The sequence below is a fragment of the Psychrobacter sp. ANT206 genome, from assembly GCF_056880555.1.
The window spans coordinates 2,652,994-2,669,643 of sequence record NZ_CP096271.1; the positions used below are offsets into that span (position 1 = coordinate 2,652,994).

At 43.1% G+C, this 16,650-nt stretch carries 14 protein-coding genes; 4 read left to right on the forward strand and 10 right to left on the reverse strand.

Going from position 1 to position 16,650, the window contains the following annotated elements:
- Nucleotides 1–634 precede the first annotated feature (634 nt).
- Nucleotides 635–1,870 carry a beta-ketoacyl-ACP synthase II gene (locus tag M0221_RS11020; RefSeq protein ID WP_263241430.1) on the forward strand — a complete coding sequence of 412 codons (1,236 nt, stop codon included), beginning with the start codon at nucleotides 635–637 and terminating at the stop codon, nucleotides 1,868–1,870.
- A gap of 3 nt (nucleotides 1,871–1,873) precedes the next feature.
- Complete coding sequence (locus M0221_RS11025) at nucleotides 1,874–3,562, forward strand: anthranilate synthase component I family protein (protein WP_483283831.1); 1,689 nt, start codon at nucleotides 1,874–1,876, stop codon at nucleotides 3,560–3,562.
- A 114-nt stretch (nucleotides 3,563–3,676) separates the two neighbouring features.
- On the opposite strand, the gene hisC is transcribed toward M0221_RS11025, so the two are convergent.
- The 8 genes from hisC to M0221_RS11065 form a co-directional block, all read right to left on the reverse strand.
- Nucleotides 3,677–4,810: a histidinol-phosphate transaminase gene (gene hisC / locus M0221_RS11030; RefSeq protein ID WP_483283832.1), complete on the reverse strand. Its 1,134-nt coding sequence runs from the start codon at nucleotides 4,808–4,810 to the stop codon at nucleotides 3,677–3,679.
- A gap of 102 nt (nucleotides 4,811–4,912) precedes the next feature.
- Nucleotides 4,913–6,211 (reverse strand): histidinol dehydrogenase, encoded by a 1,299-nt coding sequence (hisD, locus tag M0221_RS11035; RefSeq protein WP_483283833.1) that lies wholly within the window; start codon nucleotides 6,209–6,211, stop codon nucleotides 4,913–4,915.
- Nucleotides 6,212–6,450: 239 nt separating this feature from the next.
- A complete protein-coding gene (hisG, locus tag M0221_RS11040) occupies nucleotides 6,451–7,146 on the reverse strand; it encodes an ATP phosphoribosyltransferase (protein WP_201531960.1) in 696 nt (231 codons plus the stop codon).
- Nucleotides 7,147–7,284: 138 nt separating this feature from the next.
- The gene (gene murA, locus M0221_RS11045) at nucleotides 7,285–8,553 is read right to left on the reverse strand and encodes a UDP-N-acetylglucosamine 1-carboxyvinyltransferase (protein WP_020444326.1); all 1,269 of its coding nucleotides are present in this window, start codon (nucleotides 8,551–8,553) and stop codon (nucleotides 7,285–7,287) included.
- A 117-nt stretch (nucleotides 8,554–8,670) separates the two neighbouring features.
- Nucleotides 8,671–8,922 (reverse strand): BolA family protein, encoded by a 252-nt coding sequence (locus M0221_RS11050; RefSeq protein ID WP_011514505.1) that lies wholly within the window; start codon nucleotides 8,920–8,922, stop codon nucleotides 8,671–8,673.
- 161 nt (nucleotides 8,923–9,083) lie between these two features.
- The gene (locus M0221_RS11055; protein WP_020444327.1) at nucleotides 9,084–10,034 is read right to left on the reverse strand and encodes an alpha/beta hydrolase; all 951 of its coding nucleotides are present in this window, start codon (nucleotides 10,032–10,034) and stop codon (nucleotides 9,084–9,086) included.
- Between the two features lie 245 nt (nucleotides 10,035–10,279).
- Nucleotides 10,280–11,125, reverse strand: coding sequence for a BON domain-containing protein (locus M0221_RS11060; RefSeq protein ID WP_483283834.1), 846 nt, complete (start codon nucleotides 11,123–11,125; stop codon nucleotides 10,280–10,282).
- 226 nt (nucleotides 11,126–11,351) lie between these two features.
- A complete protein-coding gene (locus tag M0221_RS11065; protein ID WP_201531961.1) occupies nucleotides 11,352–11,870 on the reverse strand; it encodes a YraN family protein in 519 nt (172 codons plus the stop codon).
- A 166-nt stretch (nucleotides 11,871–12,036) separates the two neighbouring features.
- Here M0221_RS11065 and rsmI point away from each other — a divergent pair, with 166 nt between their 5' ends.
- Both rsmI and M0221_RS11075 read left to right on the forward strand, forming a co-directional pair.
- Entirely contained in the window at nucleotides 12,037–12,996 is a 960-nt protein-coding gene (gene rsmI / locus M0221_RS11070) for a 16S rRNA (cytidine(1402)-2'-O)-methyltransferase (protein ID WP_483283835.1), read from the forward strand.
- Nucleotides 12,997–13,054: 58 nt separating this feature from the next.
- Nucleotides 13,055–14,074, forward strand: a complete 1,020-nt coding sequence (locus M0221_RS11075; protein ID WP_483283836.1) for an adenosine kinase — start codon at nucleotides 13,055–13,057, stop codon at nucleotides 14,072–14,074.
- Between the two features lie 115 nt (nucleotides 14,075–14,189).
- Here M0221_RS11075 and M0221_RS11080 read toward each other — a convergent pair whose 3' ends face one another.
- Nucleotides 14,190–15,494 carry an O-acetylhomoserine aminocarboxypropyltransferase/cysteine synthase family protein gene (locus M0221_RS11080; protein WP_133104829.1) on the reverse strand — a complete coding sequence of 435 codons (1,305 nt, stop codon included), beginning with the start codon at nucleotides 15,492–15,494 and terminating at the stop codon, nucleotides 14,190–14,192.
- Between the two features lie 225 nt (nucleotides 15,495–15,719).
- A complete protein-coding gene (gene nfuA / locus M0221_RS11085; RefSeq protein ID WP_483284784.1) occupies nucleotides 15,720–16,403 on the reverse strand; it encodes a Fe-S biogenesis protein NfuA in 684 nt (227 codons plus the stop codon).
- Nucleotides 16,404–16,650: the final 247 nt, after the last annotated feature.

Here is a 16,650-nt window from a genome sequence, read left to right on the forward strand (position 1 = left end):
CTTGATATCCTTAATATGATGTTTGTTATAAAGTAATATGGTTAAAGTACTAAGTGTTAAATTACTATTGTTAAAATGCTGCTCTAACACCCTTTTTATAATAATACGCTGTTTGCCATTCTAGCGAACCCCTACTGTGAGTGTCAGTGCGAACAATGTTATCGCTATCAGCCCTTTTGTATCTAAAAGTGTCATTTATCGATAACAACTTAACCATCATAGTATATCTATTACATCAGCTCATATTAAAGAAGCTTGTACCATGGCATGCATCGCCCTTATTGTTTGCTTCTTAATAACAAACTGCATAAAACTATAGAATAACCATTGTTGCTGATAAGCCCTATTTTATTATTATTTTGCATTTACTCAAACATTTTGCCACCTCGATACGGTATCATATGCCATAATTCAAAGTACACTTGTACCATTATTTACCTGCATTCTATTTCTCTCAACTCTCTATGAATCCATGATAACGTTAGCGTCCGCTGTTAGCACTTAAATGCCTTGGTATAACAACACCTTTGTTATCAAAAACAGATAGAGATGAAGTGATATGGTAGAAGTAGATATTTTAAAACGATGATTAAAAGTAATTATCAAAAAAATCGTTACTAATAAGGAATATTGTATGCGCCGCGTTGTTATCACTGGAGCAGGGATTGTATCTTGTATCGGACATGATTTGGCTACTGTCACAGAGGCTCTTAAACAAGGACGCTCTGGCATCACATTCAACGAATCTTATGCTGAGCACGAGTTCAAATCACACGTCAGCGGCAGTATTGATCACTCACAGCTTGATACCTCAGCTATTGACCGCAAACTAAAACGGTTTTTTAGTGACGCAAGCCTATATGCTTATGTCAGTGCGTTAAGTGCCATTAAGCACGCTGGACTCTCTTTAGAAACCATCAATAACAATCCGCGTGTGGGCGTAGTCGCCAGCTCAGGCGGCGCGTCAACAGAAAATATCGCCAATGCAATAGACGCCATGCGAGAAAAAGGGTTACGCGGCGTTGGTGCGATGGCTGTACCAAAAACAATGGGCAGCTCAGTATCGGCGGCGCTCGCTACTGGTCTAAAAATCCAAGGTATCTCATACTCATTAACCTCGGCTTGTGCCACGTCAACGCATTGTATCGGTCATGCTGCCGAGCTTATTCAATTGGGTAAAGCAGATGTGATACTCGCTGGTGGTAGTGAAGCAGAACATTGGACTCAGTCTTGTATGTTTGATGCCATGGGTGCAGTCAGCACTCAATACAACGGTACTCCAGAGCTTGCCTCAAGAGCTTATGATAAAGACCGTGACGGTTTTGTTATCGCGGCAGGTGGCGCGATGGTAGTCGTTGAAAGTCTTGAGCATGCCCAAGCACGTGGTGCCAATATCTTGGCTGAAATTGTTGGTTATGGTGCCAGCTCTGATGGCGCAGAAATGGTTGCGCCAAGCGGTGAAGGCGCAGTACGCTGCATGAAGCTAGCACTTGCTGAAGCGGGTTTAGAAAGCGTGGATTATATCAATAGCCATGGTACTAGTACGCCACTTGGTGACATCACTGAGCTTAAAGCTATTGCCAAAGTATTTGATAACGATATCAGTAAAGTGCCTGCCATTAGCTCGACTAAGTCTATGACAGGTCATAGCTTAGGTGCTGTTGGTGCACAAGAGCTGATTTATTGCTTACTGATGTTACAAGACAGCTTTATTGCACCAAGTATCAATATTACAGAATTAGATCCGGCTGCCGAAGGCTTTGATATCGTCACTGAAAAACGCGATGTTGAGCTTGAAACTCTTATGAGCAATAGCTTCGGCTTTGGCGGTACCAATGCAACACTAATCATCAAAAAGTTTGACGCTTAAACTATGGTTGTAATAGATACTCATACCACTGTGCAGACAGATTCTGCCCTACCGCCAGCTAGCAAAACTAGCTGGCGTTTTGGTGACTTATCTGCTGCCGAATTAATGCCGCACCTGCAACGACATTTGTTAGAACAAAATAGCAAAGCAAACTGGCAATTGGTTTGGCTCAATAATGATGGGCGACCTGTGATTGGCTTATTACCAAAGACGAGCTGGTGCGTTTATCCTGTGACTAATGACACGCTGCATGCTACTAAACAGGCAAGCCTTTATAAAGTCGAGAAAACACGGCGTGGGCATGTTCACCTTTATAGTAATTCCAGTGATAGTGCTATTACAAGCTATATGAGTTATAGCGACTGGCAAGAGGAATTAATTGCTTATAGTCAGGCTCATGAAAATAACAGTGCTAGCTCACTCTTAATAAGTCAGGATAATCAGTCGCCGAATTATCAGCATGGCTTGATAGGTTTTATCAGTTATGACATTGGCGCTCATGAATTAAGTCCAACTGCCAATATTGAGATGGCAGCACAGCCGTGCGCGTTATTGGGGCATTATGATATTTACCTAACCGCTGATTCAGACAGTCAAAGCAGTTGGCAGCTAAAGGTAAAAAATGATAACAATAATAACTCTGACAGCAGCTCAGTCCAGCAGGATACAAATGCACTAATCAGAGTGCTGACATCTTATTTAGATAGTTTGGATAATCAACTATCGAATGAGAATGTCACTGAAAAATACTCCTGTAAAACGCCGCCTTTATTACTAGAAGCTCAATGGAGCAAACGACACTATCAGCAGGCGTTCCATCAAACGCAAAATTATTTGCAACAAGGCGATTGTTATCAGATTAATTTAACCCAAGCATGGAGTGGCTATTTAAGCGCTTATGAAGATAATTCAGTCACAAGCCTCATTGACTATTTACCTGCTTTGCACGCTAATACCCAAGCGCCTTTTGCAGGATATATAGCCATTGATAGCTATAATCATGAAGGTAAAGTAAATACATCAAACCATCAGTTTGAATTATTAAGCTGTTCGCCTGAATTATTTTTTACCTTTAGCAAAGATATTGAGACTGGCAAGCATCATATACGTACCAAGCCAATCAAAGGAACCATGCCGCGCGGCTTAACAATCGAACAAGATAATGACTACAAGCAGCAGTTAATCAACAGCGAAAAAGACCGTGCAGAAAACGTTATGATTGTGGATTTGTTACGCAATGACTTGGGTAAATACGCCAAAATCGGTAGCGTAAAAGTGCCACAGCTATTTGCGATTGAGAGCTTTAGTAATGTACATCATATGGTCAGCACCATTACCGCCGAGCTCAAGACAGATACTCATCCGTTAAGCGTCTTATTTGGCAGTTTGCCTGCAGGATCAATTACTGGCACGCCAAAGAAACGGGCGGTGGAGATTATTGCAGAATTGGAAGGGGCACCACGTAGTGCTTATTGTGGCACTATGGGCTATATGAACTTTGATGGTAGCGGTCAGTGGAATGTACTGATTCGCACACTACAAATAACCAGCACAACAGACAACACTAAACAAGTCAGTTTATGGGCAGGCGGAGGTATTACCGTTGCCTCTGACTGCGATGCTGAATATCAGGAGTGCCTAGATAAAGTCGGCAACCTATTATCTGTCCTTGTTAATACAGCTAACCATTGAGCTTTATATTGAAAAACAGCTTAAAGCGGCGCAAAAGAGCCTGCTAACATCATGTTAGCAGGCTCTTTTTATTACTTATGAAATATTGTTTTAGTACTATAGTTGAGCTAGGTATTAATTTGCCTCGACATCCGCTACAGCTTGTAGCGATTTTAACGCATCAATTAAACGCTCGTTCTGGGCAGCGGTGCCAATCGTAATGCGCAAATACTCATTAATACGCGGCTTATCAAAATGACGAACAATGATACCTTGCTCGCGTAATACTTCTGCTATTTGACTGGCAGCACCATCATGAGGACGCGCAAAGACAAAGTTGGCATGTGATGGCAGTACGTCATAACCTAAGGCCGTCAACTCAACCGTCAACGATGTACGCAAATCAATGACCTGCTGGCGGGTTTTCTCAAAGTATTCAACATCTAAGACGCTAGCTGTTGCACCAGCTTGTGCCAACTTATCAAGTGGATAGCTATTAAAGCTGTTTTTCATACGCGTTAATGCTTCAATCAACGAGGCATTACCAAATGCCATACCGACACGCAGTCCAGCAAGCGAACGCGATTTTGAAAAGGTCTGGGTAACTAGCAAGTTATCAAATTCATCAATAAGGCTAACTGCTGATACTTCTACGTCTGGACTACTCTCTTCTAGCTGAGCAAAATCAATATACGCCTCATCAATCACAATCACTGAGTTTGAGTGCTCGCCTGCAAGCTTACGGATATCAGCAAGCGACAATAATAAACCAGTTGGCGCATTTGGATTGGCAATAATGATACCACTGCAAGGTCGACGATAGGCATCAGGACTGATACTAAAATCTGCTTCTAATGGGATTTGCACAAGCTCTATACCAAAGGTATTGGCATAAACGGGATAAAAGCTATAGCTAATATCAGGCGCCAAAATTGGGCGCTCTTTTAAGAAGAAGCTGGCAAATACCAGTGCCAATACTTCATCTGAGCCATTACCAACGAACACTTGATTGATATCAAGATCATAAAGCGTGGCCAATGCGCCGCGCAATTCCTCAGACTCAGGTGCAGGATACAAGCGCAAATCATCCGCTTGCTGCGCTAAGACTTCAATAATCGCCTCACCTACTTTTGGTGAAGGTGGAAATGGATTTTCATTGGTGTTCAACTTGCACAAGTCGTCATGCTGGGGCTGCTCGCCAGGAACATACGGCGATAAATTACGCGCTTTAGATGACCAAAGTCTGTTATCTATCTTTGATTCACTCATAAGTTATCCTACTATTAATCACAGAAATGGTTATTTCTAAAACTGTTATTCTAAAAGTTGTTATCCGAAGACCTGTTATTCCAATCATTGTTTTTGAGAAAATTAGGACTGGTAACGATAACGGGCTGAACGCGCATGGGCTTCTAAGTCCTCATGCTGCGCTAAAATATCTGCCGTCTCAGCCAAAGGCTTACTGCCCGCTTCACTACAATAAATAATGGATGATTTCTTTTGGAAATCATAGACGCCAAGCGGTGACGAAAAGCGTGCTGTACCCGATGTCGGTAGCACATGATTCGGTCCTGCACAGTAGTCACCGATTGCCTCTGGCGTATGACGTCCCATAAAGATAGCACCTGCATGACGAATACTACCAAGCAACGCGTCTGGATTATCAACAGACAGCTCCAAATGCTCAGGCGCAACGCGATTGATCACTGCCATGCCTTCTGCACGGTCTTTAACCAAGATAAGCGCGCCACGATTTTTTAGCGAATCACGAGCAATATCTGCCTTGGGTAATTCAGCCAAGGCTTTTTCAATCTCAATGGCGACTTCTTTAAGCTGTTTTTCACTTGTGGTCACAAAAATCGCTTGGGCAATACGGTCATGCTCTGCCTGTGATAATAAATCCATCGCTAACCAATCAGCACGGTCTTTCGCCGTGCCTTCTGCATAAACCAGTACCTCAGAAGGTCCGGCAATCATATCGATACCGACTTGACCAAATACCGCGCGTTTGGCGGCTGCAACATATTTATTGCCTGGTCCAGTGATTTTATCTACTGCCGGAATCGTTTCAGTACCATATGCCAATGCCGCTACCGCTTGTGCACCACCAATAGTAAAAACGCGATCAACTTGTGCCAAATGCGCCGCCGCTAATACCAAGGGATTAAGAACACCTTTTGGCGCTGGCACAACCATAATGACTTCTTTGACACCAGCAACTTTGGCAGGGATAGCGTTCATTAATACTGAAGAAGGATAAGATGCCAGACCGCCCGGCACATAAATACCGACACGATCAAGCGGCGTGACCTTTTGACCTAAACGATTGCCGAATTCATCTTCATACTGCCATGACTCTTGTACTTGGCGCTCATGAAAGCTCTGCACGCGCGTCGCTGCTGTGGTCAGAGCGCTTTTCACGACATCATCAAGATTGGCAAATGCTTCAGCAAGTGCCTCTTTGGATAATTCTAAAGCCTTCATCGTCGTTGCTGGATGTTGATCAAACTGCTGCGTCAATTCTAGCACCACACTATCCCCGCCATGACGCACTTTACTAATAATGTCATCTACCGTTTTGAGTAAATCGGCATCATTAACGGTTTCAAAAGCAAGCAGTTCTATCAACTGACTGTCAAAATCGGCGTCTTGCGTACTTAATTGGCGCATGGCTTTGTCCTATATTTGAGCATGAATACGGCGGTAAAAAGGATAATATGAGGGCTTAGATGCCAGCTTATTTATAGTAATCACATTCAGACTATACGGTGCTTTTATTAGCTGACATGCAAATACAATAAAACCAGTTTAGCACGCTATGTTCTCCTTAGAGCGCTAAACTGGTTTGGAATTTTGTATAACCATGCTTGATATTATCAATCTACGATAAGCTTTTATCATGTACTGATTTATGAAGTACTGCTGATACTGTTTTTAAAACTATCTAATATCGGCTCAAGCAATGAAAACTTGCGCTTATAACTGACTTGGTTGACGATAAGACGGGAGGAGACATCACAGATATGATCGCGCGCTTCGAGGCCATTGGCACGTAAGGTATTGCCCGTATCAACCACGTCGACTATCAAATCACCTAAACCAACCAAGGGCGCAAGTTCCATCGAGCCGTACAGCTTGATCACATCAACTTGCTGTCCTTGACTTGCAAAATAAGCACGAGCAACATTCACGTATTTGGTGGCAATACGTAGGCGACGGTTTGGTAATGGGGCATCTTTTACGCCAGCGGTCATGAGCTTACACTGAGCAATCTTCAGATCTAATAATTCATAAACATGATTGGCGCCATGCTCAAGCAACACATCTTTACCTGCCACACCAAAGTCCGCTGCACCGTGTTCAACATACGTTGGCACATCGCTTGCGCGTAAAATTAATACTCGGACATTGGGATTTGAGGTTGGAAAAATAAGCTTGCGTGAGGCTTCAGGATCTTCCAATAATTCAACGCCAGCGGCACGCAAAAGTGGCATCGTCTCTTCTAAGATACGACCCTTGGATAATGCCAGTGTTAAGCCTGAAAACTCATCATTTACTTCGTTTAATAAACCACTGGTTGGTAAGCTGTTGGTTACTTCAGTCATAGTGACGCTGGTCCGTGTGCTGATGGTGCTGAAAGTTGTCGCCGTCAAAGGGCATTTTTAATATTACACTAGGCTTAAAATTTATTTTGATTATAACGCCAGTGTTAATACTAGCGTTATAACTTTTAGCAAGCCATATTAATCGTTGCTGTTAATACGCTCGATATTGACACCAAGCGCACGCAATTTGTCTTCAACGTGCTCATAGCCACGGTCGATATGGTAAATGCGGTCAATTAAGCTCTCGCCTTCTGCTGTTGCGGCTGCCATTACCAATGACATCGAAGCACGCAAATCAGTCGCCATCACAGGCGCGGCTGTAAAGCATTCAACCCCTTTTACCACAGCCGTATGACCGTCTACTTGGATAGAGGCACCCAAACGATTAAGCTCAGGGACGTGCATATAACGGTTCTCAAAGATATTTTCGATAAAGGTACTGGTGCCATCAGCCAAACAAGCAATCGCCATCACCTGTGCCTGCATATCCGTTGGAAAACCTGGATGCGGCTGGGTACGAATATCGACCGCTTTTGGTCGACCTTTCATTTGTGCGCGAATCCAATCATCACCCGTAGTGATAATTGCACCCATGTCTTCAAACTTTTCTAGCACAGGTGTTAATAGTAGCGCAGAAGTATTCTTAGTCAATACATCACCGCGTGTCATCAAAGCACCTGCAAGGTAAGAGCCTGTTTCGATACGATCTGGCACGACCGAGTACTCACAACCATGCAAGCGCTCAACGCCTTCAATCGTCATGGTTGCTGTACCAATACCACTGATTTTAGCACCCATTGCGACCAGCATATTAGCCAAATCAACCACTTCTGGCTCAAGCGCACAGTTGCCCAAAACAGTCGTGCCTTTAGCAAGTGCTGCTGCCATGATGACGTTTTCAGTACCGCCTACCGTCACCATGTCAAATGAGAACTTACAACCTAACAGCTTACCGCCCTTTGGTGCTTGCGCAATTACATAGCCGTTTTCCACTGTAATACTAGCACCCATTGCTTCAAAGGCTTTAAGATGCTGATCAACGGGGCGCGAACCAATCGCACAACCACCCGGCAAGGATACTTCTGCCTCACCAAAACGTGCCAATAATGGACCCAATACTAAGATTGAAGCGCGCATGGTTTTAACCAAATCATAAGGCGCATAAAAATTATCGATACTCTTGGTATCGCAAGTGACGGTATCACCCTGCTTTTGGATTTTGATACCCATGCCACCGATCAACTCAATCAAAGTGCGCACATCTTGTAGCGATGGCACATTGTGCAATGTCGTCGGCGTCTCAGCCAATATCATAGCCGCAAGCAACGGCAACGCGGCATTTTTAGCGCCTGAAATGGTGACTTCCCCTGCGATACGACTACTACCAGTGATTAAAAATTGATCCATAAAGGTGACAACCTAACGATAAGTATAAAAACAATGAGAAACCGAATCAATTATCAATGACAAAAATACTTGCTCGTAATAAACAATCCAGTCGTAAATAAAAAGCTTTAACCTACTCTAGCCTTGCGATTGAACATCCCATTCAGCAGGCGTTAACGCTTGAATATTGAGCGCATGAATATCACCACTGGCGATTTTATCATTGACCAAAGCATAAACGGCTTGCTGACGTTGAACGGCGCGTTTACCCTCAAAACTGGCATCAACCACACGCACATCAAATTTAGTTCCTTGATTAGCAGCTTGAATAAAGGCATCTGGAAAATGCGTTTGTAAAAATGCAATCAAATCGTCAGCGTTCATGCTCATAGAATATTCTGCCTTAAGGTTTTAGATAGGGTATAGAGGTAAAGTGACGACATTATAACAAGAGTTTGACCATCTTACAGCACTGTCTTACACAACGATGCTTAACCATTATTAGCCTAAAATAGAATCAATACCCATGTCGGACTTATTAATTGCAACCCTTATTTAAGTGTTTTATCCAAATAACTTAATACTTGTGCGCGTACATCATTGACCCAGCGTAGAGGTGGTGCCATCGCGCCAATACTGGTGGCATGACTGGCACCGGCAATTTCACTTGTCTGCACGGTAACACCTGCCGCTTTTAACGCCTGTGTCATTTTGATGGTATTGGTTGCATAGACAACTTTGTCTTTTTCAGCAGTCAATAATAAATACGGCGGCTGCTGCCCTTTGATCTGACGATCTGGCATTACCTCATCAGGTGTCGCGTCGGCAGCAAAAGCAGTGACGCTACTAAATTTACGAAAGTCATAACTATAAGGACCTGCAATACCAATCACTGCAGTGATATCTTTTGGCTTAATACCATAAGGCTTTAAAAAATCCTCATTGGCGACCGCAGCAACAGCGTTAAACGCTCCGGCAGAATGACCAACGACTGCAAAACGCTCTGGATTGGCATGGAAACGCTTGGCATTTTTATAGCTCCACGCAATCGCTTGCGCCGTATCTTCGACATAATCAGGATAGACATGCTCAGGGGCTTTACGATAATTAATCACTGCAGTCACATAACCTGCTTGCGCCAAACTCTGCCCGACAAAAGCATATTCTTCCTTACTACCACTCTCCCAAGAGCCGCCATGGACGAATACCACCATCGGATAATCTTGTTTGATGGTGGTATTCGTTTTCATAGCCTGCGCTAAAGGTTTTGGATAGTAAATATCCAAATCTTGTAATGGCTCGTCACCATACAGAATGTCTTTACTAACCCCAATGCCGCCATTTGAAGTAATACCGTTAACGATAGCAAGCGCTGATAACGCTTGTGCTTGCTGCGTCGCCAGCGCAATACTGCCCACTGCCAACGCAGTAGTAACCCCTACACGTACGAGTTTGGACATACCTACCTTAGGTCGCTGTACATCATTATTTAAAGCCTTCATAGCAGTATTCCTGTTATATGTCAGTCAGTTGTAGATTTATAATCTTACCTACACTGCATTAACTATATTTGCGATTAATATTTTTTGACTGTACATATTTTACGGAATAACAGGGAATTTATCGTGCTTCTACTGTTATGGGTATTTAGTGTTCTTGTGAGTGATATTTGGGCTACTTTAAGATAAAACTAGCATTAGATAACAATATCTTATCAAGATTAATCACTTATCTAATTCACTTCGATCTATGGGTTTTGATACAGGTCAATGTAAGGGCTGGATGAAGGCTCGGTAACTGGTGAGCCATCTTCGGTCACTATAATAGGTGTGGCACTGATAGTCGCATCTGCTGCGGCAGAACCACTAGTATTAGATATTGCTCTGTTATTCACGACTGCAACTCTAGTTGGATGGGCTGAATTTGCAGCATTGGCCTCATACATGATGTCATCGTTACCCAGCTTTACGCCTCGATCATCGACGACAGTAGTCAGTAGTACCAATTCTGTAACACCAACCGTGCTATTGGCAATATCAATCAGGTGGCTTTGCTGCGTCGGTGTCATACGACCCATGATATAAACCACGCCATTATTGGTCACTGCTCTAATTTGTGACGCTTTCACCCCATCAGCAGCGGCTGTTTTTGCCATCAGCTTTGAAGTGATATAACCGTCATGGACAGTTTGGCTATAGCCTTTTGAAGCACCAACTGTCAACTCATTGTAGACTTGACGAACATCTGGCATAGAGCCTACGACTTTACTGACTTCTGCCTTAATTGTTTCAGTCGGCACTTCACCGGTCAGTAATACAATACTATTAAAGCTATCAATACTCATGCGACTGGTTTGCTGCAAATTTTCCTGCAAACCATAAACGTTAATCTTGACGGTATGCTCAATACTACGATCAAGAAGACGCTGCGGAATAGTGCGCTCAGTCATGGGCACGCCATAAGTACCTTCTGTACTATTGGTCAAATAATTGGTGGTACAGCCAGTCGTGACAATGCTCGATATTAATATAATGCCTATCGCGTTACGGCGCGGTGAGCCAAAAATAGCAGTGCGCAGATTCATCTGTGTCATGATTTACCTCTTTAGTACATGAGTATTCATAATAAATAATAGCAACAGTCAATGGTTGTAATTTTAACAAATATGACAAAAACCTGATTTAATAAAATTATTTTAGTGCCGCTACTCTACTGAATTTTTACTGCTTACAGTTAGGCTTTTGGTAACGACAACTTCATTTAATTTGCTTTGACATTATAAAATTAGCCACGCTTAAATAAATCATGAACAAGTTTTATTACCAAGCTGACGCGATAAATGCGCCTTGCAGCCATTCAGGCTGATTAATTTTTAACCGTTGATTTGGTTGATTGTCTAACATGATATTGGCTTCATTTTTATTTTTTTTATTCATTGTATTATAAGCAATCACATCAAACCGGCATTCATATTTATGATATTGAGGGTTTTGCTGTAAAAAATGACGCGCTGCTTTGATAATTTTACGTTGCTTGGCTGCTGTGACGCTGAGTGCCGCATCACCAAAATGTGATTGCTGTCTTTGCCGTACTTCCACAAATACCAGTGTAGACCATGCTTGTCCTTTTTCTAACATCACTAAATCAAGCTCGCCAACTTTAGGCTGCTGCCAGTTTTGCGCAACCAAAATCAACCCTCGCTCTTGCAAAAACTCACACGCTTGCTGCTCAAAATAACTACCTTGGCGCTGTTTTGGAGAGGTTAGCATTAAAGGTTTATCATTTGCCATGACGTCTATCAGTCTGCTCAACATTTCAGAATTATCATAGCACATCATGCTAAACTAACCACTTTCGCGTGCAGATACTGGTGTGGTTTTTTAGGCTGTGCTTAAACTTTATTTGATAAGGCAGTTTTGCCTTTAATGTTGAATGTTGTTAGCCGGTTTTATCAGTCAGTGCGCCATATCCCTTTATTTATTATCTTAATGACCCGAGGTTTTCATGTCTAGCCCTACCGCGATGCCAGCTTGTCTATATATCGTTGCCACGCCGATTGGCAATCTGAGCGACATGACACCGCATGCCATTGACGTCTTAAAGCAAGTCGCTATCATTGCCTGTGAAGATACGCGCACCTCAGGTAAGCTGTTGTCACACTTTGGCATTAACACCAAAGGCAGTAAGGATGATGATACTGAAGAGGTAACAGTACACAATAATAAGAATGATGGCGAGAACGACTCTGATAGCACGGCTAAACAAAAAGGTCATAATAAGCTTTGGGCTTATCATGAGCACAATAGCGCCATTCAAACACCCAAAATTATTGAAATGATTGAGCAAGGTCATTCTGTTGCGTTGATTAGTGATGCTGGCACGCCACTTATTAGTGACCCAGGTTATCAATTGGTACAAGCAGCACATGCTGCTGGCGTTCGTGTATCCCCTATTATTGGCGCCTCTGCTGCTATTGCCGCACTGTCTGTTGCAGGATTGCCCTCAGACCGCTTTAGCTTTATTGGTTTTCTACCAGCAAAAACACATGGTCGTCAAAAGCAGCTGGCAGCATTGCACTCTCGCACTGAAACCTTAATATTTTACGAAGCGCCGCACCGTATTATTGCCAGTTTAGAAGATATGGCGACTGTATTTGGTGCTGAGCGCGAAGTAACGTTTTGCCGTGAATTGACCAAAACCTTTGAGACCGTAAATAAAAGTACGCTTGGCGAATTGATTGAATTTGTTAAAGCGGATGACAATCAGCAGCGCGGCGAAATAGTGGTGGTGGTCGCTGGAGCCAATGTTGCGCAAGACGATGATGACATCAGTATTCATGATAAATTACTGCAACGGCTACTAGAGGATTTGTCAGTTAAAAAAGCTGCCGCTTTAGGTGCTGATATTACCGGTGTTAAAAAGAATGCGCTCTATCAGCGCTTACTTGAGCTACAAGCACAATAATTTTTAGACATTCCAACCGAATAGACGCAGTTATAAATTCTTTGAGGAGAGATAAGCAATGTACGATGTGATGGCGATAGGTAATGCCTTGGTTGACCACGAATATCTGTTATCAGATGCTGCACTAGAAGAAACTGACCTGACTAAAGGTAATATGACGCTGGCAGGTATTGAAGAACAACAGCAATTATTGGCATATTTTAAGCTGGCAGAAATAGAACCATCAAAACAAGCGGGTGGCGGTTCAGCTGCCAATGCCATGTATGCGTTTTCAAGTTTGGGCGGTAAACCTTTTTATGCCTGCCGCGTGGGCGACGATAAGCAAGGTGAATTTTATTTAAAAGACTTACATGAAGCAGGTGTTGTCACCTCACCTCAGTCCATTCATATAGGCGGTGTAACCGGCTCATGTGTGGTTGCAGTAACTGAAGATGGCGAGCGTACTATGCAGACGTTCCTAGGTACTTCAAGCGATATAACCGCTGATAACGTTGACTTTGACGCGTTAACTCAAGCTGAGTGGTTGTATTTGGAAGGCTACCTTGCTATGTCTGCAGGTATTCAGCCAGCGATGGATCAATTGCGTCAGCAAGCGACTGTAAACGGTGCCAAGATTGCCGTTAGCTTTGCTGATCCAGCCGTTGTGAAATTCGCTAAAGAAGGTTTGCTAAATATGCTCGGCAATAAAGTTGCGGTGATATTCTGCAATAGTGAAGAGGCACGTTTATTTACAGATGAAAAAGAATACAAGTCAGCGGCGCGTGCGCTACTTGAATACTGTCAAATTGTAGTAGTCACTGACGGTGCTAATGGTGCGGTGATTGCACATCAGCCAAATGATGAGTCCGACATTGAAATTCATGATATCCCTACGCCAGCAGTCGATAGTGTCATCGATACCAATGGTGCCGGTGATAACTATGCGGGCGCATTTCTATATGCTTTGTCACAGCAATATAGTTTGCCAGAATGTGGTCGTCTTGCCAGCGCAGTTGCCGCGCAAGTGATTCAACAGCTCGGTCCACGTTTAGCGTCAGAAGATTATCAGAATATTGCCAAACGTGTACTGACTGCTTAAAAAATGAAGCCTAATACTTAGCAGTGTTTAGATAGCTTAGAAAATATAGTTTAGAGAATAAAAGAAGCCCATATCGATTTGATATGGACTTTCTGCTTTATAAACTATTATTTAATTAAGCCGCAGCCAATGCTTGCTCTAAATCGGCTTTGATATCTTCGATATGCTCAATACCAATTGATAAACGAACCATATCAATGCTGACGCCTGCCTTTTCGAGCTCTTGCTCATTGAGCTGGCGATGGGTGGTCGTTGCTGGATGACAAGCTAGTGATTTAGCATCACCGATATTCACCAAGCGTGTAATCAGTTGCAGTGCATCGATAAAGCGCGCGCCTGCTTCAAGACCACCTTTCACCCCAAAAGTCAAAATAGCAGATGGCGTCCCTTTCATGTATTTTTTGGCAAGTTCATGCTCAGGATGGTCAGGCAGACCAGCATATTTTACCCAAGCAACTTTATCATGATCACGTAGATACTCTGCAACCGCTTGTGCGTTTTGAACATGACGCTCCATACGTAAACCTAGCGTCTGTAAACCTTGCAAAATACTAAAGGCATTGAGCGGGCTTAACGCTGCGCCAGTATTTCGCAGCGGTGCCACACGAGCACGGGCGATAAATGCCGCAGCGCCAACGTCTTTGACGAAGTTTACGCCATGATAGCTAGCATCTGGGGTATTTAATAACGGAAAACGTTCAGGATAATCGCCCCAAGGGAAAGTACCACTATCGACAATAGCGCCACCAATCGAGGTTCCGGTACCGCTCATATATTTGGTCAATGAATGAATGACAATATCCGCACCAAACTCAAATGGACGACATAATGCAGGTGTCGCAACGGTGCTATCAATCACCACTGGCACGCCATATTCATGCGCGATATCACTGAGTGCTTGGATATCAATAATATTGCCGAGTGGATTACCAATACTTTCCGCAAAGACCATTTTAGTCTTATCATCGATTAAATCACGTATCGCGGCAGGATTTTTATGGTCAAAAAAGCGCACCTCGATACCTTGGCGTGGTAATGCATGAGCGAATAAATTATAAGTACCACCATATAGTGTCGATACCGCAACGATATTGTCGCCTGCTTCACAAATGGTTTGAATCGCATAAGTGATGGCAGCCATACCAGAAGCCACAGCAAGCGCGCCGATACCGCCCTCAAGCGCAGCAACGCGCTCTTCTAGTACCGCATTGGTCGGGTTCATGATACGGGTATAAATGTTGCCAGCAACTTTTAAATCAAACAAGTCTGCACCATGCTGAGTATTATCAAAGGCATATGAGCTGGTATGATAAATGGGTACGGCGACTGCTTTGGTAGTCGGTTCTACAGTATATCCGGCATGAATCGCCAAGGTTTCAAGGCGTTGATTATTTTGCTTAGCTGGTTGTCCGTCACTCATGTTGTGCTCCTATATATTTATTCGCTATCAAAAAATACTTGTTGATTAAAATAGCTATCGCTAAACGATAGGCATAAAAAAAGCTGAGTTAATCATAACTCAACTTCTTTATGAAAAGAATAGCAAATTATCCATCGCTTAATGACAAAAATTCATAAGCAATAAAAAACAAGCATCCTATTCGTACTTATAATCACCGATTAGGTTTTATTAATCAAAGCATTCTTATTTATAATACGCGTTTTCAGTACGAGTATGATCGGTCTCATCAATCACTTGAGTAAGCTCTGGTATTTGCTGTTTTAGTTGCACTTCAACACCTTGACGCAAAGTCATATCAACTGCTGAACAGCCTTGGCAACCACCACCAAATTTCAATACGGCAGTCAAGCCAACGCCTTCTTCATCAATCAATTCAAGCAATTGCACATCACCACCATGCGCCGCTAGGCTTGGATTGATCTCAGACTGCAACACATAGTTGATACGCTCTTCCACACTGGCATCAGCGCCCACTTTTGGCACTTTGGAGTTTGGTGCACGGAAGGTCAACTGACCACCAAAACGGTCTTTATTATAGTCAATCACCGCATCTTCTAAATAAGGTACTGATGCCGCTTCAATAAAAGCAGAGAAATTATCGTAGCTGAATTTCAGGTCAGCACTATCCTCTTCGCCTGGCTGGTTATAAGCCATACAGCACTCAGCACGTGGTGTACCCGGATGTTCAACAAAAATACGTACGCCAATACCATCGGTGTCTTGCTTCGATAACAAATCCGCTAAGTAACCTTGCGCCGCTTCCGTGATGGTAATATTGCTTTTAGCTTCGGTTTGCTCAGTATCAAGCGCTGACTCGTAATCGGTAGCAGGTTCTACTTGAGTATCCGTTGGGTTATGTTCACTCATAATGCGTCCTATCTGTGTTATGACACCAGCGTGCTGTGTACCCGCTTCTTGTGTCGTCAATGCAAGGGAATATGTGTCAGTGACTATCATGCTTATCGCTTGTTGCTTTGACCATGACAGCTATCTATTTATACGGCTCATTATAGCGCACTTAGTCGACTATTCCGACTGCAGCGGTGTGAATTAGCAGTGGCTATCTGTAATGATCCTCACTTATAGTGAGCTGACCGTATCTTCATTGTATATA